Below are 20,837 nucleotides of genomic sequence, written 5' to 3' on the forward strand. Positions count from 1 at the left end.
GAAAAGGCGCTGCTTCGCCTCCAGGGGTGTCGGAAACGCAGGCGCCGCGGCGCTTATAGGGGACCGCGCCACGGGAGGCAAGGCGGAGGGCCGAAACATTCAATCGACCCCCTTTCCGATAGCGGCTGGCGCCTCATATGGCCGCAGATCGCCGGCCTTTTGGGCGGCATGGCGCAGCCGCGGCTTCGTTCCGGCTGCAAGAGAAAGGGTTCAACATGCGTATTCTGGTGACGTGCATCGCGCTTCTCGGGCTCGTCGGCATGGCGGCGACGCCGGCCCAGGCCGACCGTCGGCTCACCCGTCAGGAGAAATCAAGCATCCGATCGGCGATGAAGGACATGGGCTGTTCGGGGGGCAAGATGGAAGTCGATAACGGGAAGTTCGAGGTCGACGACGCTAAGTGTCGGGGCAAACGTTACGACCTGACGTTCGATCAGAACTTCAAGCTGACCAACAAGGAATTCGAAGGCAGGGCAGGCCGCAACGGCTATTATGGCAGTGGCCGCTACGACAGGCGCGACACGTGGCGCGACAACAGGCGCGGCGTGGATCGCTACTGAGGTCGGGACCGCCGCGCGGATGGCCGCCGCTTGCCGACTTTGGCAAGCGGCGCCAGCCCTGCAATAAGAATGGTGCGCGCGCCTACGGCTTCGTCTCGGGCAGGTTCAGCCGGATGTGCAGTTCGCGCAGATGCTTCATCGTCGCTTCCGACGGCGCGCCCATCAGCAAATCCTCGGCGCGCTGATTCATCGGGAACAGCGTCACTTCGCGCAGGTTTTCCTCTTCCGCGAGCAGCATGACGATGCGGTCGACCCCCGGCGCGATGCCGCCATGCGGCGGCGCGCCATACTGGAAGGCGCGATACATGCCGCCGAATTTCTCGATCAGCACATCTTCGCCATAGCCGGCGATCTCGAACGCTTTCTTCATGACGTCGGGACGATGGTTCCGGATCGCGCCGGACGATAATTCCACGCCGTTGCAGACGATATCATATTGGTAGGCGAGGATGGTGAGCGGGTCCTGACTTTCCAGCGCCTCCATGCCCCCTTGCGGCATGGAGAAGGGATTGTGCGAGAAGTCGACCTTCTTCTCGTCCTCGTTCCACTCGTACATCGGGAAGTCGACGATCCAGCAGAATTCGAAGACGTCTTTCTTCGATAGACCGAGTTCGTCGCCAATGCGCAGCCGCGCCATGCCAGCGAGCCTTGCGGCGGCGGTCTCTTCTCCGGCGGAGAAGAACACCGCGTCGCCCGCCTTGACGCCCGCCTTGGCGGCGATCGCGGCCTGCGCCTCCGCGGGAATGAATTTCGCGATCGGGCCCTTGCCGGCGAGCGCGCCGCCTTCTTCCTCAAAGATCACATAACCGAGGCCCGGCGCGCCTTCGCTGCGCGCCCAGTCGTTCAATTTGTCGAAGAAGCTGCGCGGCTGCGCGGCGGCGCCCGGCGCGGGGATGGCGCGCACGGTCTTGCCTTTGAACGCCTTGAAGCTCACGTCCTCGTGGGCGAATTCCTCCGACACGTCGGCGATGAGCAGCGGGTTGCGCAGATCCGGCTTGTCGGTGCCATATTTCAGCATCGACTCGCGGAAGGAAATGCGCGGAAATTTCTGCGTGACCGCCTTGCCGTTGGCGAACTCCTCGAACAAGCCGCGCAGCACCGGCTCGATCGCACCGAACACGTCTTCCTGCGTGACGAAGCTCATCTCGACGTCGAGCTGGTAGAACTCTCCCGGCGAGCGGTCGGCGCGCGCGTCCTCGTCGCGAAAGCAGGGCGCGATCTGGAAATAGCGATCGAAGCCGGCGACCATGATGAGCTGTTTGAACTGCTGGGGCGCCTGCGGCAGCGCGTAGAATTTCCCCGGATGCAGGCGCGAGGGCACGAGAAAGTCGCGCGCGCCCTCGGGCGAGGAGGCGGTCAGGATCGGCGTCTGGAACTCGAAGAAGCCCGCCTGCTTCATGCGCATGCGGATCGAATCGACGATACGGCCGCGCAGCATGATGTTCTGGTGCAGCTTCTCGCGACGCAGGTCGATGAAGCGATATTTGAGCCGCGTGTCCTCGGGATATGGCTGGTCGCCGAAGACCGGCAGCGGCAATTCGGCGGCGGCGCCCAACACCTCGATTTCGGTGACGTAAATCTCGACCTGTCCTGTCGCCATGTCGGGATTTTCGGTGCCGGCGGGGCGCTTCCGCACCTCGCCGTCGAGCCGCACCACCCATTCGGAGCGCAATTTCTCCGCCTGCGCGAAGGCGGGCGAATCGGGGTCGACGACGCATTGCGTCAGCCCGTAGTGATCGCGCAGATCGATGAACAGCACGCCGCCGTGATCGCGGATGCGATGGCACCAGCCGGAGAGCCGGATTTTCTGGCCGACGAGCGCCTCATTGGGCGCGCCACAATTATGCGAACGGTAGCGATGCAAGGGCCGGCTCATGGGGTGGAGGTGTAAAAGGACGGGATCCCGGAACGATCGGGCGTTTTCGCGCGCAGAAAGGGCATGGGCCATCGTCGGCTGTCAAGCCGAGCCCCGTCGGGCGGGAGAGCTATTTCTTAAAGAACGCTTCCGCCGCCGCGTTCGCCGCCTGCTTCGCCGCGCGGGCGGCTTCGAGCCGGGCGATCTCTAGCCGCAGTCGCTCGATGCGTTCATCGAGTTCGGCGACGGACAGAAGATCAAGCGGCTGGCCGATCTCGAAAGCCGCGGGACGCGGCGCGTCATCCTGTTCGCTTTTCATCATCGCGCGACCTCGGCTGGATTTCTTCGATCACTGGCCAAAATAGCGCCTGAGGAGTCATGCGCCAACTTGTGGACGCGCGTCATTTGAGCGTAACTTCCGGCGCGCTTGATGATCCGCGCAGGCGGGGCGTCGTCGGCCGCCGAGGCGCGGCCGGAAGCGCCCAAGACCGCCAGGGCGCGGCGCGTCCCGCGCCCGCCTCTCTCGCCGGACGAAATAGGTATGACCAAGTGGGTGTATAGTTTCTGCGCCGGTCGGTCCGAAGGATCGGCGTCGATGAAAGAGCTTTTGGGCGGCAAAGGGGCCAATCTGGCTGAAATGGCGGCCCTCGGACTGCCAGTGCCGCCCGGCTTCACCATCACCACCGAGGTCTGCGCCTATTTTTACGCCAACGGCAAGACCTTTCCCGCCGATCTCGCCGGGCAGGTCGACGCAGCGCTTGCCGATATCGGCAGCGTCGCCGGGCGCGCCTTCGAAGATCCGCAGCAGCCGCTGCTCGTCTCGGTGCGTTCGGGCGCCCGCGCCTCAATGCCCGGGATGATGGACACGGTGCTCAATCTCGGTCTCAACGACGAGACCGTGGAAGCGATCGCGCGCAACTCCGGCGACGAACGCTTCGCCTGGGACTGCTACCGACGCTTCATCGAAATGTATTCTAGCGTCGTGCTCGGCGTCGAACATCACGAGTTCGAGGAAGCGCTGGAGAGAATCAAGGAGGGCAAGGGCTTCGCGCTCGATACGCAGCTGACGGCCGAGGATTGGCGCAAGGTCGCCGCGCAATATAAGGCGATCGTCGAACAGGCCGCCGGCAAGAGCTTCCCGCAGGATCCGCGCGAGCAATTGTGGGGCGCGATCAAGGCGGTGTTTTCATCCTGGATGAATAATCGCGCCATCGTCTATCGCGGCCTGCACAACATTCCCGAAAGCTGGGGCACCGCGGTCAGTATTCAGGCGATGGTGTTCGGCAATATGGGCGCGCAATCGGCGACCGGCGTCGCCTTCACGCGCAACCCTTCGACCGGCGTGCGCGAGCTCTATGGCGAATATCTCATCAACGCGCAGGGCGAAGACGTCGTCGCCGGCATTCGCACGCCGCAGCCGATCGCCCAGTCCGCAAGCCACGCCTCCGGCTTCGAAAAGATTTCGCTCGAAGCGGCGATGCCGGCGATCTTCGCCGAATTCAAGGGATACGCCGACAAGCTCGAACGCCATTTCCGCGACATGCAGGACATGGAGTTCACGGTCGAGCGCGGGAAATTATGGATGCTGCAGACGCGCGCCGGCAAACGCACCGCCCGCGCGGCGCTCAAGCTCGCCGTCGACATGGCCCGCGAAGGGCTCATCGGCAAGGATGAGGCGATTACGCGCGTCGAGCCGCAGTCGCTCGAACAATTGCTGCATCCCACGATCGATCCCGCGGCGAAGCGCAATATTCTCGCGACGGGTCTCCCCGCCTCGCCCGGCGCCGCTGTCGGCGAAATCGTCTTCGACCCGGAAGAAGCCGCGAAGCTCGCCTCGAACGGCCGCAAGATCATCCTCGTGCGCATCGAGACGAGTCCCGAAGACATCGGCGGCATGCATGGGGCGGAAGGCATTCTCACCGCGCGCGGCGGCATGACCTCGCACGCCGCCGTCGTGGCGCGCGGCATGGGCAAGCCCTGCGTCACCGGCGCCGGCGCGCTGCGCATCGACTACGAGGACCAGAGCTTTACCGTCGCGGGTAAACGCTTTGGCAAGGGCGACCGCATCACCATCGACGGCTCGGCCGGCCAGGTGATCGCCGGCGAAGTGAAGATGCAGCGGCCGGAGCTCACCGGCGAATTCGCGGTGCTGATGTCCTGGGCGGACCAGAAGCGACGGCTGAAGATTCGCGCCAACGCCGAAACGCCGTCGGACGCGCGCGCCGCCCGTCGTTTCGGCGCCGAAGGCATCGGCCTCGCGCGCACCGAACATATGTTTTTCGAAGGCGAGCGCATTGTCGCGGTGCGCGAGATGATTCTTGCCGACGACACTGAGGGCCGCCGCCTCGCGCTGGCGAAGCTGCTGCCGATGCAACGCGAGGACTTCAAACAGCTGTTCGAGATCATGTCTGGCCTGCCGGTCACGATCCGTCTGCTCGATCCGCCGCTGCACGAATTCCTGCCGCATTCGGACGCCGAGATCGCCGCCGTGGCGAAGGCGATGGGCGCCGATCCGGTGAAGCTGCGCCGCCGCGCCGCGCAGCTTTCCGAATTCAATCCGATGCTCGGCTTTCGCGGCGTGCGGCTCGCCGTCATCTTCCCCGAGATCGTCGACATGCAGGCGCGCGCGATCTTCGAGGCGGCGATCGAAGCCAGTCTTTCGACGGGCGAACCGGTCGACATCGAGATCATGGCGCCGCTCGTCTTCGCCCGCGCCGAGCTCGATCTCGTCAAGGCGCGCGTCGCCGAAATGGCGAAGCTCGTCGAGGACGAGACGGGGATCAGGCCGAATTATCACGTCGGCACCATGATCGAACTGCCGCGCGCGGCGCTGCGCGCCGGCGACATTGCGCCGTCGGCGGATTTCTTCTCCTTCGGCACCAACGACCTGACGCAAACGACGCTCGGCATTTCGCGCGACGATTCGGGCTCCTTCCTCAACGCCTATGTCGAAAAGGGGCTGCTGCCGGCCGACCCGTTCGTCACCATCGATCAGGAAGGCGTCGGCGAGCTGGTCGAACTCGGCTGCCAGCGCGCCCGCGCCGCGAACCCGACGATCACGCTCGGCGTCTGCGGCGAACATGGCGGCGATCCGGTTTCGGTCGCCTTCTTCGACAAGATCGGCTTCGATTATGTGTCCTGTTCGCCGTTCCGCGTGCCGATCGCGCGGCTCGCCGCCGCCCAGGCGGCGCTGGGCGAAAAGGCGTCGAGCACGGCGTGATCCTGCTCGAAGTGCAGCGCTAAGAAAGTCTCTTCGGCTCGTCATGGCCGGGCTTGTCCCGGCCATCCACGCTGGAGAGGCGTCGCGCGCTGCGCCGTTCCCTCACGCGCTCTCCAGCTCTTCCTCGCGGTGGTTCATCTCGAAGCGGCGCACGATCAGCCGCACGAGATACAGGCCGAACTCGGGGTTTTGAAAATACAGCTGTTCGAACTGCTCATAGGTGATGACGAGCAGACTGACGTCGTCGATGCAGCGCGCCGTCGCGGTGCGTTTGCCGTTTGTCGTAAATAGCGCCATCTCGCCGAAAATGGCGCCGGGCGAGAGCATCGCGCCGCGTTCGACGATTTCGACGCGTCCTTCGACGACGACGAAAGCCTCGTCGGCTTCGTCGCCCTTCATGAAGACCGCTTCGCCGCGTCGCAGCGTGCGCGGATGCATGAAGGGCTTCAGCCATTCGATGTTCAGGTCGCTGCCGTTGGCTTCGCGCACGCTGGAGATGAGCTTGCGCATTTCGCGCATGCGGGTGAAGTTGAGCGGCAGGTTGATCGCATGTTTGGCGATCGTCGGCGGGCTGGCGATGATGAGCCCCAAGGTCACGCCGAGCACATTGCCAAGCATCGCGGTGATGCGCAGCGGGATCATCCGCTTCATGTAAGCGGCGCCGACGACCGTCGACGCTTCCGCCCAGGCGAGCGCCGTCAGCGCCGCCCCGCCGACCGTCTTTCCCGTATCCGACGCTGCCCAGCTCATTAGCGTATCGATCAGTTCCGACATTGCAGCTTCCATCCTTACGCCGCGCTTAACCTTTGCGCGTAACCAAGACAAGCGTTCAAAAAGCCTGCGGGACTGGACTTTCCCATGCGCTTTCGCACATTCGCTCCATGCGACAAACGAGCCGAATCCTGCGGATCGACACATCCGGCCGCGGATTTTACGAATTCACCGAGGCTGTCCGCGACTTTGCGCGCGGCGCGCGGATGACGCAGGGGCTGGCGACGGCGTTCTGTCGCCACACCTCCGCGTCGCTGCTCATTCAGGAAAACGCCGATCCCACCGTGCTGCGCGATCTCGAAGCCATCTTCGCAAGGCTCGCGCCCGAAGGCGCGGATTACGCCCATGATACGGAAGGCGCCGACGACATGCCGGCGCATATCCGCGCCGCGCTCACCCAGACGCAGCTCTCGATCCCCCTCATTGGCGGCGCGCTGGCGCTGGGAACTTGGCAGGGCGTCTTTCTTTTCGAGCACCGCCGGCGGGGGCGCCGGCGCGAGGTCGCGCTGCATCTGATCGGCGAATGATCGCGCCGTTGCGTCATTCTGGCACGATGGCGGCGGCGCGCTGGCAACGGTTCCGCAAGGCTAATGAACGATAAGATTTTACGAAGGATCGCATCCGGGGCGCAGCGACGCAAATCGCGGCGCCTTGCCAGACGCGCCGTCGCACATGGATCAGTCTATGCGTCGTCAGTCGAGAACGCGTTTCGTGCGCAGAGGGGTTGCGCCCTGGGTTTTCAGCGTCACGGCGCCCTGGGCGCTCGGCGTCGGCATGCTGGTCTCCTTCACCGCGGTCGCCGGGCAGGACCCCGTCGCCGACTGGCGCGTTTCTCCGCTCGCGGCGCGCGCGCCAGGGGCGCTGACGCTCGGCTTCAGCGAGGCGGCAAGCGGCGATTACGGGTTCTATGGCCAAACCCGCGCCCAAATTCAGCAGGCGCGCCTTATCGTCGGCGGCCCGGAGGAGGATGGCGCAGTTCGCGACGAGCGCGAGCCGCATGTCGATCTCAAGCCGGATGTGAAGCATTTTCCCCAGGTCGATCGGCGGCATAAGGGCGATCCGGTGGTCGCCATGCGGCCCGGTTTCGAGACGCGCCGGCCGCAGCCGGCGAATCTGGGGCTGAGCGAGTCGCCGCCGCTTTCCTTCGGCCTTGAGGGCAAGTCGACGCGGCCGACCGCGACGCCGCTTGCGCCGCGCGGCAAAACCCCGGGCGACGAAGCGCTCGAAGAGGCGGACGCGGGCTCCGCGCCGGAGCCGGCGACGACGCAAAAGTCGATGGCGGCCGCCTCGCCGGCGCAGAGTTCGTCGATCTCGACGCCGACCGGCGCCGACGCGCCCCGCGACGTCGCGCGGGAGGCGCAGACCGAGCGCGCCCTTCATGGCGCATCCCCGCAGACGCCGCGCGCCGTCGCGCTGGGGTCGTCGACGCCGGCGCAGCCGGACGCCGTGCCCATCGAAGTGTCGTCCTTCCCCGGCGCGACGCTGGCGCTGTCGACGCCAGGCAAGGAATTGAGCGCGTCACGTCCGGATTATGCCGCTTCGATCGATCCGGAAAAGCTTGGCCGCGAGGCCCGCTGCCTGGCGGAAGCGGTCTATTTCGAGGCCCGCAGCGAGCCAGAGGCAGGGCAGGCCGCCGTCGCGCAGGTCGTGCTCAACCGCGTCCAGAGCGGCCTCTATCCGTCGAGCGTTTGCGGCGTCGTCTATCAGAACCGGCGCCACTATCGTGCTTGCCAGTTCTCCTTCGCCTGCGAGGGCCGCTCGCTCCGCATCACCGAAGGCGACGCCTGGGAACAGGCGGTGCGCGTCGCCAAGGAGGTTATGGTCGGTCGAACCTACATCTCCGACGTCGGCCGTTCGACGCATTATCACGCCAACTATGTGCATCCGCGCTGGGCGCGCGCGCTCCGAAAAATGGACGTCATCGGCAGGCATATTTTCTACCGGCTGAAACCGGGACAGACTTAGACGACGTAGTGAGTCGTCATTGCGAGCCAGAGGCGAAGCAATCCCGGACGCGCCCCGACGGTGGATTGCTTCGTCGCTGCGCTCCTCGCAATGACAACCGGTCAGCGTCGGAACCTTAATCGACGAGCCGCGCGCGAACGAGGCCGCGCACCGAGTTGCCGAGAAAAAACTCGCACCCGGAAATATCTTCGAGGCGCAAAATCGATTCGCGGGCGCGACCTTGCGCGGTGAGCGCGGCGCGCAGCGTTCCCGGCAGCAGGCCGCAGGACAGCGGCGGGGTCAGCAAAGTTTCGCCTTCAGGCGCGAACAAATTGCAGCGCGCCGCTTCGCACAGCTCGTCGCGCTCATTTTGAAAGAGAACTTCATCGGCTCCAAAGCGCTGCGCCGCATCAGTGAGCGCGTCTTCATAGAGCGCGCGCCGCGTCGTCTTGTGCCGCAACAGCGGATCGGCGGAGGAAAAGCGCCGTTTCGCGACGGCGACGCGCCAGATTGTATCGGGCGGAATCGGCTCAATCGGCGTGACGCTGGTTTCGATCGTTCCCTCGCGCGCAAGCACCAACCGCACGCGAAGGCGCCCGCTCGACGCGCCCGCAACAGCGGCGTTTAGCGCGTCGCGGATGCGCGCGTCATCATGGGCGAAGCCGAGCGCGGCGCTCGAAGCCGCAAGCCGCGCGAGATGTTCAGTCAAGAGGCGAAAGCCCTCGTCGCGCGTCCACAGCAGCGTTTCGATCAGGCCGAAGTCGTTCTCGCGCCGGTGAGAAAGCGCGCCTTGATCAGACATTCCTCATACTCTTCGCGCGCGCGGGAATCGGCGACGACGGCGGAGCCGACATTGCAGACGAGGTCGCCTTCCGGGAAAATGGTCAGCGTGCGGATCGCGACGTTGAAACGAATGTCGCCATCTGGCGCGATGACGCCGAGCGCCCCGCAATAGACGCCGCGCGCGGCGCATTCGAGATCGCGGATGATCTCCATCGCGCGGATCTTGGGCGCGCCGGTCACCGAGCCGCAAGGGAAAAGCCCGGTGAACAGATCCTTCAGCGTCACGTCGTCGCGCAGCCGCGCCTCGATGCCCGACGTCATCTGATGCAGCGTCGGATAGGTCTGGATGGTGAAAAGATCCGTCACTTTCACCGTGCCGACGACGGCGAGGCGCGACAGATCGTTTCGAAGCAGATCGACGATCATCAGATTTTCGGCGCGCGACTTTTCGTCTTCGACGAGATATTGCGCGCGCGCCATGTCTTCGGTCGGCATCACGCCGCGCTGCGCGGTGCCTTTCATCGGGCGGGCGCGAATGTTGCGGTCCTGCGCCTCGAAGAAGACTTCCGGCGAGAGCGACACGACGGTTTCGGCTTCCAGCGCGACGACGCCGCCATAAGCGACCGGCTGGCGCTTGCGCAGACCGCGATAAAGCGCAAGCGTATCGCCGTCATAGCGTCCGTACAGCGGGAAGGTGAGATTGATCTGATAAACGTCGCCGGCGAAAATATAGTCTCGGCACGTGTTGAATCGCTGCGTGTACTCCTCCTGAGTCCAGGCAGGGGAAAGCGGAATGTTTGGCGCCGCGCTCTCGGCCGGCGGCAGCGACCAGGGCCGGGGCGCCCGAAACGCGCCGAAGAGGAGCAGCGGCGTCTGCGCGTCGGGCGTCGCTTGAGCGGCGAATTTGGGCTCCAGCGCATAGCCGAGCTCGTAGCCTGCGTAGCCGGCGAGATAGAGGCCGCGCCTTGTCGCCGCCTCCATGCGTTCGAACGCCGCCGCCACGTCTTTCGCCGCGCGCGCGACGATGATCTCCTCCGGCTCCTCGAACAGCAGCGCCTGTCCGTCGCTGCGGCCGTCTTCGAAAACGACGTAAGGCCGCGCCGGCGCGTCTTTTTGCGTCAGGACGGCGGGGCGTTCGGCGGCGTCTTGCATTTTTGGCGGGGCTCGCAATGGAATGTGATGTTACATCAGCCGGCTCCAGTTATGAAACGCCGCGTCGTCGCGCAACCTCCGATCCGCTTTGCTCTCGCGGCGTGCGCGGGCTATGAGGCCCTATGTCGACATCCTCGCCGCTCCGCTTTCTCTTCATCGGCGACGTTCTGGGCCGTTCGGGCCGCGCGGCTTTGTCGCGCTTTGTCCCCCGGCTGCGCGAAAAATGGGCGCTCGACTTCGTCGTCGCCAATGGCGAGAACGCCGCCGGAGGCTTTGGCATCACCGAAGCCATTTGTGAGGAAATGCTCGGCCTTGGCGTCGATTGCGTCACGCTCGGCAATCACGCCTTCGATCAGCGCGAGGCGCTGGTTTTCATCGAGCGCCAGCCGCGGCTGCTGCGCCCGGTTAATTATCCGCCGGGAACGCCGGGACGCGGCGCCGGCCTTTATACGGCGGCGCGCGGGCAGCAGGTGCTCGTCGTCAATCCGATCGGCCGGGTCTTCATGGACGCGCTCGATGATCCTTTTGCCGCCATTGAGCGCGAGCTGGGCGCCTGTCCGCTTGGCGTCGGATGCGACGCCATCTTTATCGACATGCACGCCGAGGCGTCGAGCGAGAAAATGGCGATGGCGCATTTCGTCGACGGCCGCGCGTCCGTGGTGGTCGGCTCGCATACGCATACGCCGACCGCTGACGCGCAAATTCTGCCGGGAGGCACCGGCTATCAGACCGACGCGGGCATGACGGGCGATTACGACTCCGTCGTCGGCATGGACAAGGAGGAGCCGCTTCGCCGGTTCCTGCGCAAGACGCCCGGCGCGCGCTATGAGCCCGCGAATGGCGAGGCGACCTTCTGCGGCGTGGCGGCCGAAATCGGCGCCGACGGGCTGGCGACCATGATCTCGCCGGTGCGGCTCGGCGGCCGGCTGCGGGAAGAGTGGCCCAAGCAATGGGACGCGTCATGAGCCGCCGTCCGCGAGGGCCGCTCTACCCAGAGGCAGTAAGCTCAATTAAATAGCTCATCGAGCAGCGCCCCCGGGGCGCGGGCCCCGGAGCGCGCGAATATGAAATGGGAAGATCTCCAGTCGTCTGACAATATCGAGGATCGTCGCGGCTCCGGACCGATGACGGGGGGCGGGCCCCGCATGGGCGCAGGCGGCATCGGCCTTGGCACGATGGTGATCCTCGGACTGATCGGCTGGGCGCTCGGCGTCAATCCTGCGATTCTCATCGGCGGCGCGCAGATGATCAACAATATGCGCCAGGAGCGCGAGGCGGCTTTGCCCCGCCAGGAGGCGCCGCGGCAAAGCGCGCCGACGGATCAAATGGGGCGCTTCGTCGCAAAGGTGGTGGGCTCCAACGAGCAGGTCTGGTCGCAAGTGCTTCCCGAACAAAAGGGCGTGCGCTTCCAGCCGCCGCGGCTCGTTCTCTTCAACGGCTACACCCAGTCGCGCTGCGGCGCGGCGCAGTCGGCGATGGGGCCGTTCTATTGTCCGCTCGACCAGCGCATCTATCTCGACACGTCCTTCTTTCGCGACATGCAGCGGCGCTTCGGCGGCGGCGGCGATTTCGCCTATGCCTATGTGATCTCGCATGAGATGGGCCATCACATCCAGAATCTGCTGGGCATTCTGCCGAAAATTCAGCGGGCGCAGCAATTGGCGAGCAGCCGTTCGGAAGCCAACGCGCTTTCGGTGCGCGCGGAGCTGATGGCGGATTGCCTCGCCGGCGTCTGGGCCAACAACGCCAACAAGCAAAAGCCCATTCTCGAGGAAGGCGACATTGAGCAGGCCGTCGCTTCGGCGCAGGCGATCGGCGACGACCGGCAGCAAAAAGCTACGCGCGGCTACGTGGTGCCGGACAGCTTCACCCACGGCTCGGCGGCGCAGCGCACGCAATGGCTGCTGAAAGGCTTGCGCACGGGCAGCATTGACGCCTGCAACACATTCGCGCGCTAATCGGCCGGACCCCGCGGCTACAGGACGCGGCGGGCGCGGGTCGTCAGATCGGCGCCCCGCATCTTTCGCACAAGTCGCGCCAGATCCGCGCCTTCGTTCGCCGCCGCGAGCGCGCTCTTTGGCGCAATGAGCCCGACCGGACGGGCCAGACCCGGCGCAACGCGGGTGATCAACGAATCGGGAGCCAGCCGAAGCGTTCGGGCGCGGCTGGCGTCGCCATGGGCGAAAAAATCCTGTGCTTCCTCGGCGAAGCCGCGCTCCACGGCGAACCCAGCCAGCAGAAGGAGAAGATGGTCGCGCCGCGCCGCTTTCAGCGCCTGCGCCAAGCCGTCGGCGGCGTGCGGCGTCTCGATCAGCGCGCAGCCGGCTTCGTCGGCGATCTCGTCCAGGCCTCGTCCTGGCGCGGCGAGGATCAGAGCGTCGGCGATCAGTCCATGGACGCACGACTCGACGAGCGAACCGAGGCTGCGCGCCACGGCCGCCGGGCGCAACGGCGCGCCGGGAGAGTCGAAGGCGATCAGCGCGACGGTCAGCATGTCGCTCACATACCGGAATCCGAGGCGCGGCGGAATGCGGCGCCGCATTAACGGGCGTGGCGTCCATCTTGTAAGCGGCGCCCATTGCGCGGGCGGCGGCCTTCGGTCACCATCGCGGCATGCCCTCCGCTCTCCCGCTCGAAATCCTCACGACGGATCAAATGGCTCGCGCCGATCGCCTGACGATCGAGAGCGGCATGCCGGCGATGTCGCTGATGGAGAGCGCCGCCGTGGCGATCGCGCGTGCGACCAGCCAAATTCTTCAACGCACCAGCGGGCGGCGGGTCTTGGTGCTCTGCGGTCCGGGCAACAATGGCGGCGACGGCTTTGTCGCGGCGCGGCTGCTGCGTGCGCAGCGCTATAAAGTGCGCGTCGCCTCCCTCACCCCGCTCGACCAATTGCGCGGCGACGCGGCGCGAGCAGCGGCCGCCTGGCCCTGCCCAGTCACCTCAGCGCTCGACTGCAGCTTCGACGGCATTGATCTCGTTATCGACGCTCTGTTCGGAACGGGCCTCGCGCGCGATCTCGATTCGAACGCCAGCGCGCTCGTCCGCCGCTTGAACCGCTGGCGGCGCGAAAGCGGCCAGAACGTCGTCGCCGTCGATATTCCCAGCGGCGTCGACGGCACGACCGGCGCGGTGCGCGGCGCGGCGGTGGAGGCCGACGCAACCGTCACCTTCTTTCGCGTGAAGACCGGCCATCTGCTGTTGCCCGGCCGTCTGCATTGCGGCGCGCTCACCTGCACGCATATCGGCATTCGACCCTCCGCGCTCGATTCGCTCGCCGTTGAGACTTTCGTCAACATGCCGCAGCTCTGGCGCGCCGCGCTGCCCCTGCCGCGAGTCGATGGCCACAAATATTCGCGCGGCCATGCGCTGGTCGTTTCGGGCGGCGCCTCCTTTACAGGCGCCGCGCGGCTTTCGGCGGCGGCGGCCTTGCGCGCCGGCGCGGGTCTCGTGACGCTCGCCAGCCCAACTGAAGCGCTTGCGGTCAACGCCAGCGCGCTCACGTCCGTCATGGTTCGGCCGGCCGACGGCGCGAAGGGCCTCGCCAGGGTTCTCTCCGACGAGCGCAAAAATGCCATCGCCATCGGTCCGGGGCTAGGCGTCAGCGAGGAAAGCTGCGCACAGGTCGAAACGGCGCTTGCGCCGCAGGCCTATCGCCGCGCCGCGGTCCTCGACGCGGACGCGCTCTCGAGCTTCGCCGCCAATCCAGAGCGGCTGTGGCGGGCAACGCGCGCTGCGCCTGGTCCGGTGGTGATGACGCCGCACGCCGGCGAATTCGCACGGCTCTTCGCCGTTTGCGAGAGCGATTGCGGCTGCCGCTCGAAACTCGACAAGGCACGCGAGGCGGCGCGCGCCAGCGGCGCGGTTGTGCTCTTCAAGGGAGCGGACACGGTCGTCGCCGCGCCCGATGGACGCGCCTCGATTCTTCCTTATGCCACGCCCTGGCTCGCCACTGCGGGCTCAGGCGACGTCTTGACCGGCGTCATCGCCGGCTTGCTGGCGCAGCGCATGGACGGCTTCCTCGCGGCGTCCTGCGCCGCCTGGATGCATGCGCGCGCCGCCGAGATTTTTGGTCCGGGGCTGATCGCCGACGACATCATCGCCGCCTTGCCGCAGGTGTGGCGGGAGCTCTGCGCGGTCCAACAAAAATAGGCAGCCGAAGCGAGCGGCTTCCTTGGCCGTTTTACGAGCGTGGCCCCATGCGGAGATAAGCCCGCGGACACTTGTGGCGACCTCAAGACCTTCGTAGACTCGTCCTGCTTGAGCGAGGGCGCTCGACGCCGACGATGGTTGCCTTGATTCGCGCTCCGGTTCCGAGCGGCTTCCGTCGCTGTCACATGGCTGTCGCAGCCAGACCGCTTTTGAGGCGACGGCTGAAAGAAAACGAGCGTGATGAAATCCTTCGAAAAACTGTTGCTTGAGAACAAAGCCTGGGCCGAGGAAGTCCGTGAGCGCGATCCCGGCTATTTCGAGCGTCTAGCGGCCGATCAGAAGCCCGAATTCTTGTGGATTGGCTGCTCCGACAGCCGCGTGCCGGCCGACATCATCGTCAACGCGCTGCCGGGCGCGGTTTTCGCGCACCGCAACATCGCCAATCAGGTGATCTGCACGGACTTCAACTGTCTCAGCGTCATCCAATACGCTGTGCAGGTGCTCAAAGTTCCGCACATCATCGTCTGCGGTCACTACAATTGCGGCGGCGTTCGCGCCGCCCTTGACCGACAGCGCCCCGATCTGGAGCTGCTCAATAAATGGCTGATGCACATTAAAGACACCTATCGGATGCATAGAGATGAGATCGACGCGCTCAACTCTCAGACAGAACGCGCCAACCGACTTGTCGAACTCAATGTGATCGAGCAGGTTATGCGCCTGTCGCAATTTTCGATTGTGCAGACCGCCTGGAAAGAGGACCAGCGGCCGATGCTGCACGGCTGGGTGTTCGGGCTCGATGACGGAATACTGCATCAGCTCATTACATTGCCGCCGGGCAGCGACGTCGACGTCATCTATCAGCAACACGGCGGCGAGGATTTCTAACCGGCCGCGCGGCGTAATGCCGCCAATAAGGAGAATTCAGGCGTGTTTAGGCGGCATCTCGACTACTATTTCCGCTACCTCGATCACGACATTCCGGCGGGCGTCGTGGTGTTTCTCGTCGCTGTGCCGCTGTGCCTCGGCATCGCGGTGGCTTCCGGCGCCCCGCCCTTTTCGGGAGTTATCTCCGGGATCATCGGCGGGCTCGTCGTTTCCTTGATTAGCGGTTCGCAGTTGAGCGTTTCGGGTCCTGCCGCAGGCCTGACCGTCATTGTCGCGACGGCGGTCGAAAAACTCGGCTTCGACGCCATGCTGCTTGCGGTGGCGCTGTCGGGCCTCCTGCAATTGGGGATGGGCTTTCTGCGGGCGGGCGTCATCGGCGCGTTTTTTCCGTCGGCCGTCATCAAGGGCATGCTCGCGGCGATCGGGTTGATCCTGATCATGAAACAGTTGCCGCACGCGGTTGGCTACGACGCCGACGCGGAAGCTGACTTGTCGTTCCTCGAGGACGATAGCCACACGCATCTCTCCTTTCTCTTTGACGCCCTTCGCTCCTTTTCGACGGGAGCGGTGATCGTCAGCGTCGTCTCCCTCGCGATCATGCTCCTTTGGGATACGTCCTACATCAAGAAGCATCGCTACCTTTCGCTCGCGCCAGGCGCGCTGGTCGGGGTGCTGTTTGGCGTCGCCTATAACTTCGTGGCTCAGACGCTGTTTCCCTCTTTGGCGATCGCGCCGCAGCATCTCGTCAATCTTCCGGCCATCTTTGGACCGATAGATTTCGCGCGGGAGTTCAGCTTTCCGGATCTTACGCGGCTGATCGACGTCCAGATCTATGTGACGGCCGCCACTTTGGCGCTGGTCGGCAGCCTCGAAACTCTGCTGAGTCTCGAAGCGGTCGATAAGCTCGACCCGCTCAAGCGCATCGCGCCGACCAATCAGGAGCTCAAGGCCCAGGGCGTCGGCAATTTTTTGAGCGGCATGTTGGGCGGGTTGCCGATCACTGCGGTGATCGTGCGCAGCTCCGCTAGCATCGACGCCGGCGCGCACACAAAGGTGGCGTCCTTTGTCCACGGCGTGCTGCTGTTGCTCAGCGTGATGTTCCTGGCGAGCCTGCTCAACATGATTCCGCTCGCCTGTCTTGCCGCGATTCTGCTCCTGACAGGCTACAAGCTCGCGAAGCCAAAGCTCTTCGTCCAGCAATATGAGAAGGGCTTCAATCAGTTCGCGCCCTTCGCCGTGACGGTCGGCGCCATTCTTTTGACGGATCTTCTCAAAGGAATGGCGATCGGCATGGCCGTGGGCCTCTTCTTCGTGTTGCGCGCGAATTACCACTCTGCGTTCACGCTCACGCGCGACGGCCGGAACTACCTGCTGCGCCTGCAAAAGGATGTGTCCTTCCTCAATAAGGCGCAGCTGCGCAACTTCCTCGAGAATGTCGAGGGGGACAGTTATCTCGTGATCGATGGCACGCGCGCCGGCTTTATCGATCAGGACATCATGGAGACGATTCAGGATTTCATAAAAGCTGCGAGCGATTACAATATCCGCATTGAACTCAAGGAAATGCGGGGCCTGGAGCCGGTCAACGGATTGGTCCCCGCCGAATAGCGCCGCGGCGAATCACATTGATGTCAGCGCTCGGCGGCGGCGAAGGCCAGATGACCTGCGCTCGGCTGACGTTTTATGGCGAGAAGCCCTCGAAGACGATCTGATCGGTCCATTCTCGCGCCCGCGCCGCCATCTCCGGCGAACGCACGGTCCAGGTCGTTACCGGAAGTTTCAGCGCGTCGCGCAGCAGCAGCGGAATCGCGTGCGGAAGATCGCGCACGCGCCAAGACAGGAAATCCGGCAGCGTGCGCTGGTAGTGCAGAAAGTGCGTGAGCTCCGCGCGCTGCGCGGTGGACAGCTGCGGCCAATCATCCGCGTCGTAATGCGCCTCGCCGACGATGCCGAGCGGCCGATGCGCGATCCCAAGCGCCGCGGCGCGTGCGCGAAGAAAGGCGATCTGATCGGGATCGAAACTTTCGACGGCGACTGGCCCCTCGTAACGCGCCAACGCCTGCGCCGTGCGCTGCGCAACGGTCGTGTCGCCATCGAAGGCGCTCTTGATCTCCACAATGATCGGCGTTCGCCCGCCGATCGCGGCGAGAAACTCGGAAAATCTCGGAATGGCGTCACTGGCGCCGCGCAGCCGCAGACGGCTGAGTTCATCCGCGCTGTGCTTCGCGACAGCCCCGGCGCCTTCGGTCAGGCGCTCCAGCGTCTCGTCGTGAAATACGACGAGTTCGCCGTCGGCTGTGAGTTGAACGTCGCATTCGACGCCAAAGCCCGCGGCGATCGCCGCGCGGGCGGCCGAAATCGAATTTTCGATCACGCCCTTGCGGGCGTCGTGCAGTCCGCGGTGGGCGATCGGCCGCGCCGTCAGCCATGAAAAATCACGGGAGTTCACGGAAGAATCTCGAAGATTCCTTCCACTTCGACCGCGGCGTCGAGCGGCAATTGCGCGACGCCAACGGCGAAGCGCGCATGTTTGCCATTCTCGCCCAGCACGGCGGCGACGAGATCGGAGGCGCCGTTGACGACTTGCGGCAGCGAAGCGAAGTCGGGCGCGCTGTTCACATAGCCGCCGAGCCGCACGGCGCGCAGTTTCGCAAGATCGCCGACGGCGGCGTTGGCTTGGGCGAGGACGTTGAGCGCCGCCTGACGCGCGGCGGATTGCCCCGCCTCAAGCGAAACGCCGGCGCCCAGCTTGCCTTGATGCGCCGGGTCGACGCCATTGGAGCTGATCGGCAGCTGTCCCGATATGAACAGTAAAGCGCCCGTGCGCACAAAAGGAACATAGTTGGCGACCGGCGCGGCCGCGGCGGGCAGCGTCAGTCCCAACTCTTTCAGCCGCGCGAGCGGGGTGTCGGACGATGCGGTCATGGCGCCTCTTCAAAGAGAAAGTCGTTGCTCCCAATGACGCGCGACCCTAGTTTCCTACTCCACGCGACGCAATGGCGTCCAGGCGCCGCCACACAGAAAGAGGTCCAATGATTTCGTTACGCGTGCTGGCCGCTGCGATCTGCGCGGCGACGCCGGTTGGCCAGGCGTTCGCCGAGCGCGCATTGCCGCTCGCCAATCATCGCGCTGTTTATGATCTGAGCCTGTTGAAATCGAGCGGCGCGAAGGCGCCGGCGCAGGCGCGCGGCCGGATCGCCTTCGACTTTTCCGGGTCGGCCTGCGAGGGCTATGTGCAGAACTTTCGCCAGATTACCGAATTGCAGCCCTCGGAAGGGGCGGCCAAGCTCTCCGACATGCGCTCGGCGACATTCGAGGGCGGCGACGGCGCGGACTTTCGCTTCAAGGTGGAGACCAAAGTCGACAATTCGCGGACCGATGAAGTCGACGGAAAGGCCAAAAAATCCGCCGACGCCCGGCTTGCCATCGATCTTGCAAAGCCAAAGCGCACGCGACTGGAGCTGGCCGGTCCGATGCTCTTTCCGACGGAACATTTGCGCAAGATCGTGGAAACGGCCGCGGCCGGCGAACAGCTGCTCGAAGCGCGGGTCTTCGACGGCACGGGCGACGGCGAAAAGGCGTTCGATACCTTAACGGTCATTGGCAAGCCGACGACCGAGCCGCCCCAGGAAAAGGTCGCGCGCGTGAATGCGCTCAACAATATCCGTCGCTGGCCGGTTGCGATTTCCTATTTCGAGCTCGGCAAGAAGGACGGCCAGCCGATTTATGTGCTGTCCTTCGACCTTTATGAAAACGGCGTCTCGCGCGCGCTGAAGCTCGACTATGGCGACTTCGTCTTGCGCGGCGACATGACGGATCTCGTCTTGCAGCCGACGCCGGCCTGCAAAAAATAGCGTGGTCTGCTGTTGGTTTTGAGGAACGCCGCCAATCGGCGTGGCGGTCTAGCCCGCTTGTCCTAATTGAGGCGGTGGTCTTTGCGCGAGGGAGGGCGTTCGATGTTTCCCATTCCGCAATGCGTCTTTCTCACGCGCGGCGTCGGCGTTCACCGCCATCGTCTGACGGCGTTCGAATATGCGCTGCGCGACGCCGACATCGAACAGCAGAATCTCGTGGCGGTGTCGTCCATTGTGCCGGCGGGATGCGAAGTCGTTCCGGTGGAGCGGGGCGTCGCGACGCTTCAGCCTGGTGAAATCACTTTCACGGTGCTTGCGCGCGCCGAGACCGACGAGCCTGGACGGCGCATCACTGCAAGCATCGGCCTCGCGCGGCCAAAGCAGCCGACGCTCTACGGCTATATTTCGGAACATCACGGCTATGGCATGACGGAGCGCGAGAGCGGCGATTATGCGGAAGATCTCGCGGCGACGATGCTCGCTTCGACGCTCGGGATCGAATTCGATCCTGACGCCGCCTGGAACGAGCGCAAGAAGGTCTATGAAACAAGCGAACTGATCGTCGAGAGCCTGTCTTTGACCGCCGCGGCCGAAGGCGCTCCGAACGGCGATTGGACCTGCGCGGTCGCCGCTGCGGTGTTCCGCTTCGTCAAACTCGACGGTTCGCCATGAGCGGGACGCCGACATTCGCCGCTCCGCCGACCTTCCTCGGCGTCGCCCCGCGTGCTGACGCGGCGGTTGTCGTCGCCGGCGTCCCTTTCGACATCGGCACGACCAACCGCAGCGGCGCACGCTTCGGGCCGTCGGCGATTCGTCACGCGAGTCGTATGTTGATCGACGGCGAGCACCCCGCGCACTGGACGTCCCCCGTCGATCTGCCGCTCGCCGACGTGGGGGATTTCGCCATCGCGCTGGGCGACATCGCCGCAAGTCTCAAGCTCATCGAGGAGCAGGCCTCAGCCTATGCGCATCTCGTGACGCTTGGCGGCGATCATGGAATCACGTTGCCTCTCTTGCGCGCCTGCGCGAGAAGACGCGGCCCGCTGGCGTTGATTCATTTCGACGCCCACGTCGATACATGGCCCGATAATTTCGGCCAGCCCTATGCGCATGGCTCGATGTTCTATCATGCGATCAACGAAGGCGTCGTCGATGCGCGCCACATGATTCAGATCGGCATTCGCTCGCCGGTGCAACGCGAAGTCTACGACTGGACGCTTGGACAAGGCGTCACGATCGTCGCCGCGCAGGAGGCGCATGAAATTGGGCCAGCGGCGATCGCCTCGCGGATCGTCGAAGTCGTCGGCGACGCCTCCGTCTATTTGACGTTCGATGTCGACGCGCTTGATCCGGCCTTTGCCCCTGGGACCGGCACGCCGGAAATTGGCGGTCTGGCCACTTGGCAGGCGCAGTCGATCATCCGCAAACTCGTCGGTCTGAACTTTGTCGGGATGGACCTCGTCGAGGTGGCGCCGGCCTATGACGCTTCCGAAATCACCGCGCTCGCCGGCGCGACGATGGCCTGGGAATACCTCTGCCTGCTGGCGGCGTCGGCCGGTTCGTCCCGGTCCGCCGCGCGAACTCCTTAGCTCCCTGGCCAGCGTCAACGCGTCTCTTGCCAAGGGCTGGCCTTCGGCAGCACTCTGCCCTGAACAGCC

General features: G+C 64.9%; 20 protein-coding genes. 12 read left to right on the forward strand and 8 right to left on the reverse strand.

Features of this window, described 5'->3' with window-relative positions; translation table 11 throughout:
• The first annotated feature begins 137 nt into the window (after positions 1–137).
• Complete coding sequence (locus ACR65W_RS03295) at positions 138–560, forward strand: PepSY domain-containing protein (protein WP_434498464.1); 423 nt, start codon at positions 138–140, stop codon at positions 558–560.
• An 82-nt stretch (positions 561–642) separates the two neighbouring features.
• Here ACR65W_RS03295 and aspS read toward each other — a convergent pair whose 3' ends face one another.
• Both aspS and ACR65W_RS03305 read right to left on the reverse strand, forming a co-directional pair.
• Positions 643–2,424 carry an aspartate--tRNA ligase gene (gene aspS / locus ACR65W_RS03300; RefSeq protein ID WP_434498463.1) on the reverse strand — a complete coding sequence of 594 codons (1,782 nt, stop codon included), beginning with the start codon at positions 2,422–2,424 and terminating at the stop codon, positions 643–645.
• 121 nt (positions 2,425–2,545) lie between these two features.
• Positions 2,546–2,734, reverse strand: coding sequence for a DUF1192 family protein (locus tag ACR65W_RS03305; protein ID WP_434498623.1), 189 nt, complete (start codon positions 2,732–2,734; stop codon positions 2,546–2,548).
• Between the two features lie 222 nt (positions 2,735–2,956).
• On the opposite strand from ACR65W_RS03305, the gene ppdK reads away from it, so the two are divergent.
• The gene (gene ppdK / locus ACR65W_RS03310) at positions 2,957–5,635 is read left to right on the forward strand and encodes a pyruvate, phosphate dikinase (protein ID WP_434498462.1); all 2,679 of its coding nucleotides are present in this window, start codon (positions 2,957–2,959) and stop codon (positions 5,633–5,635) included.
• A gap of 102 nt (positions 5,636–5,737) precedes the next feature.
• On the opposite strand, the gene ACR65W_RS03315 is transcribed toward ppdK, so the two are convergent.
• Positions 5,738–6,409, reverse strand: coding sequence for a Crp/Fnr family transcriptional regulator (locus ACR65W_RS03315; RefSeq protein WP_434498461.1), 672 nt, complete (start codon positions 6,407–6,409; stop codon positions 5,738–5,740).
• Between the two features lie 107 nt (positions 6,410–6,516).
• On the opposite strand from ACR65W_RS03315, the gene ACR65W_RS03320 reads away from it, so the two are divergent.
• Positions 6,517–6,933: a secondary thiamine-phosphate synthase enzyme YjbQ gene (locus ACR65W_RS03320; protein WP_434498460.1), complete on the forward strand. Its 417-nt coding sequence runs from the start codon at positions 6,517–6,519 to the stop codon at positions 6,931–6,933.
• Between the two features lie 157 nt (positions 6,934–7,090).
• Positions 7,091–8,371 (forward strand): cell wall hydrolase, encoded by a 1,281-nt coding sequence (locus ACR65W_RS03325; protein WP_434498459.1) that lies wholly within the window; start codon positions 7,091–7,093, stop codon positions 8,369–8,371.
• A 115-nt stretch (positions 8,372–8,486) separates the two neighbouring features.
• Here ACR65W_RS03325 and ACR65W_RS03330 read toward each other — a convergent pair whose 3' ends face one another.
• On the reverse strand, positions 8,487–9,152 hold the full coding sequence (locus ACR65W_RS03330; protein ID WP_434498458.1) for an aminotransferase class IV: 666 nt from the start codon (positions 9,150–9,152) through the stop codon (positions 8,487–8,489).
• Entirely contained in the window at positions 9,101–10,285 is a 1,185-nt protein-coding gene (locus ACR65W_RS03335; protein WP_434498457.1) for an aminodeoxychorismate synthase component I, read from the reverse strand. Before ACR65W_RS03335 ends, ACR65W_RS03330 begins: the two co-directional genes overlap by 52 nt.
• Positions 10,286–10,407: 122 nt before the next feature.
• On the opposite strand from ACR65W_RS03335, the gene ACR65W_RS03340 reads away from it, so the two are divergent.
• A complete protein-coding gene (locus tag ACR65W_RS03340) occupies positions 10,408–11,250 on the forward strand; it encodes a TIGR00282 family metallophosphoesterase (protein WP_434498456.1) in 843 nt (280 codons plus the stop codon).
• Between the two features lie 99 nt (positions 11,251–11,349).
• Positions 11,350–12,243 carry a KPN_02809 family neutral zinc metallopeptidase gene (gene ypfJ, locus ACR65W_RS03345; protein WP_434498455.1) on the forward strand — a complete coding sequence of 298 codons (894 nt, stop codon included), beginning with the start codon at positions 11,350–11,352 and terminating at the stop codon, positions 12,241–12,243.
• A gap of 17 nt (positions 12,244–12,260) precedes the next feature.
• On the opposite strand, the gene ACR65W_RS03350 is transcribed toward ypfJ, so the two are convergent.
• Positions 12,261–12,779 carry a transposase gene (locus ACR65W_RS03350; RefSeq protein WP_434498622.1) on the reverse strand — a complete coding sequence of 173 codons (519 nt, stop codon included), beginning with the start codon at positions 12,777–12,779 and terminating at the stop codon, positions 12,261–12,263.
• A 119-nt stretch (positions 12,780–12,898) separates the two neighbouring features.
• On the opposite strand from ACR65W_RS03350, the gene ACR65W_RS03355 reads away from it, so the two are divergent.
• From ACR65W_RS03355 to ACR65W_RS03365, 3 genes are all read left to right on the forward strand, one after another.
• Positions 12,899–14,437 (forward strand): NAD(P)H-hydrate dehydratase, encoded by a 1,539-nt coding sequence (locus ACR65W_RS03355; RefSeq protein WP_434498454.1) that lies wholly within the window; start codon positions 12,899–12,901, stop codon positions 14,435–14,437.
• A 240-nt stretch (positions 14,438–14,677) separates the two neighbouring features.
• Positions 14,678–15,325: a carbonic anhydrase gene (locus ACR65W_RS03360; RefSeq protein ID WP_434498453.1), complete on the forward strand. Its 648-nt coding sequence runs from the start codon at positions 14,678–14,680 to the stop codon at positions 15,323–15,325.
• 42 nt (positions 15,326–15,367) lie between these two features.
• A complete protein-coding gene (locus ACR65W_RS03365) occupies positions 15,368–16,933 on the forward strand; it encodes a SulP family inorganic anion transporter (protein WP_434498452.1) in 1,566 nt (521 codons plus the stop codon).
• Between the two features lie 73 nt (positions 16,934–17,006).
• On the opposite strand, the gene ACR65W_RS03370 is transcribed toward ACR65W_RS03365, so the two are convergent.
• Both ACR65W_RS03370 and ACR65W_RS03375 read right to left on the reverse strand, forming a co-directional pair.
• Complete coding sequence (locus ACR65W_RS03370; protein WP_434498451.1) at positions 17,007–17,774, reverse strand: glycerophosphodiester phosphodiesterase family protein; 768 nt, start codon at positions 17,772–17,774, stop codon at positions 17,007–17,009.
• Positions 17,771–18,250, reverse strand: coding sequence for a RidA family protein (locus tag ACR65W_RS03375; RefSeq protein WP_434498450.1), 480 nt, complete (start codon positions 18,248–18,250; stop codon positions 17,771–17,773). The genes ACR65W_RS03370 and ACR65W_RS03375 overlap by 4 nt, the downstream gene beginning before the upstream one ends.
• Before the next feature lie 107 nt (positions 18,251–18,357).
• Here ACR65W_RS03375 and ACR65W_RS03380 point away from each other — a divergent pair, with 107 nt between their 5' ends.
• The 3 genes from ACR65W_RS03380 (at position 18,358) to speB (ending at position 20,768) form a co-directional block, all read left to right on the forward strand.
• Positions 18,358–19,179 (forward strand): cell envelope integrity EipB family protein, encoded by an 822-nt coding sequence (locus ACR65W_RS03380; protein WP_434498449.1) that lies wholly within the window; start codon positions 18,358–18,360, stop codon positions 19,177–19,179.
• A 102-nt stretch (positions 19,180–19,281) separates the two neighbouring features.
• Entirely contained in the window at positions 19,282–19,851 is a 570-nt protein-coding gene (locus tag ACR65W_RS03385; RefSeq protein ID WP_434498448.1) for a pyruvoyl-dependent arginine decarboxylase, read from the forward strand.
• A complete protein-coding gene (gene speB, locus ACR65W_RS03390; RefSeq protein WP_434498447.1) occupies positions 19,848–20,768 on the forward strand; it encodes an agmatinase in 921 nt (306 codons plus the stop codon). The genes ACR65W_RS03385 and speB overlap by 4 nt, the downstream gene beginning before the upstream one ends.
• Positions 20,769–20,837: the final 69 nt, after the last annotated feature.

The organism is Methylocystis sp. (assembly GCF_051062815.1).
Classification (GTDB): Bacteria; Pseudomonadota; Alphaproteobacteria; order Rhizobiales; family Beijerinckiaceae; genus Methylocystis.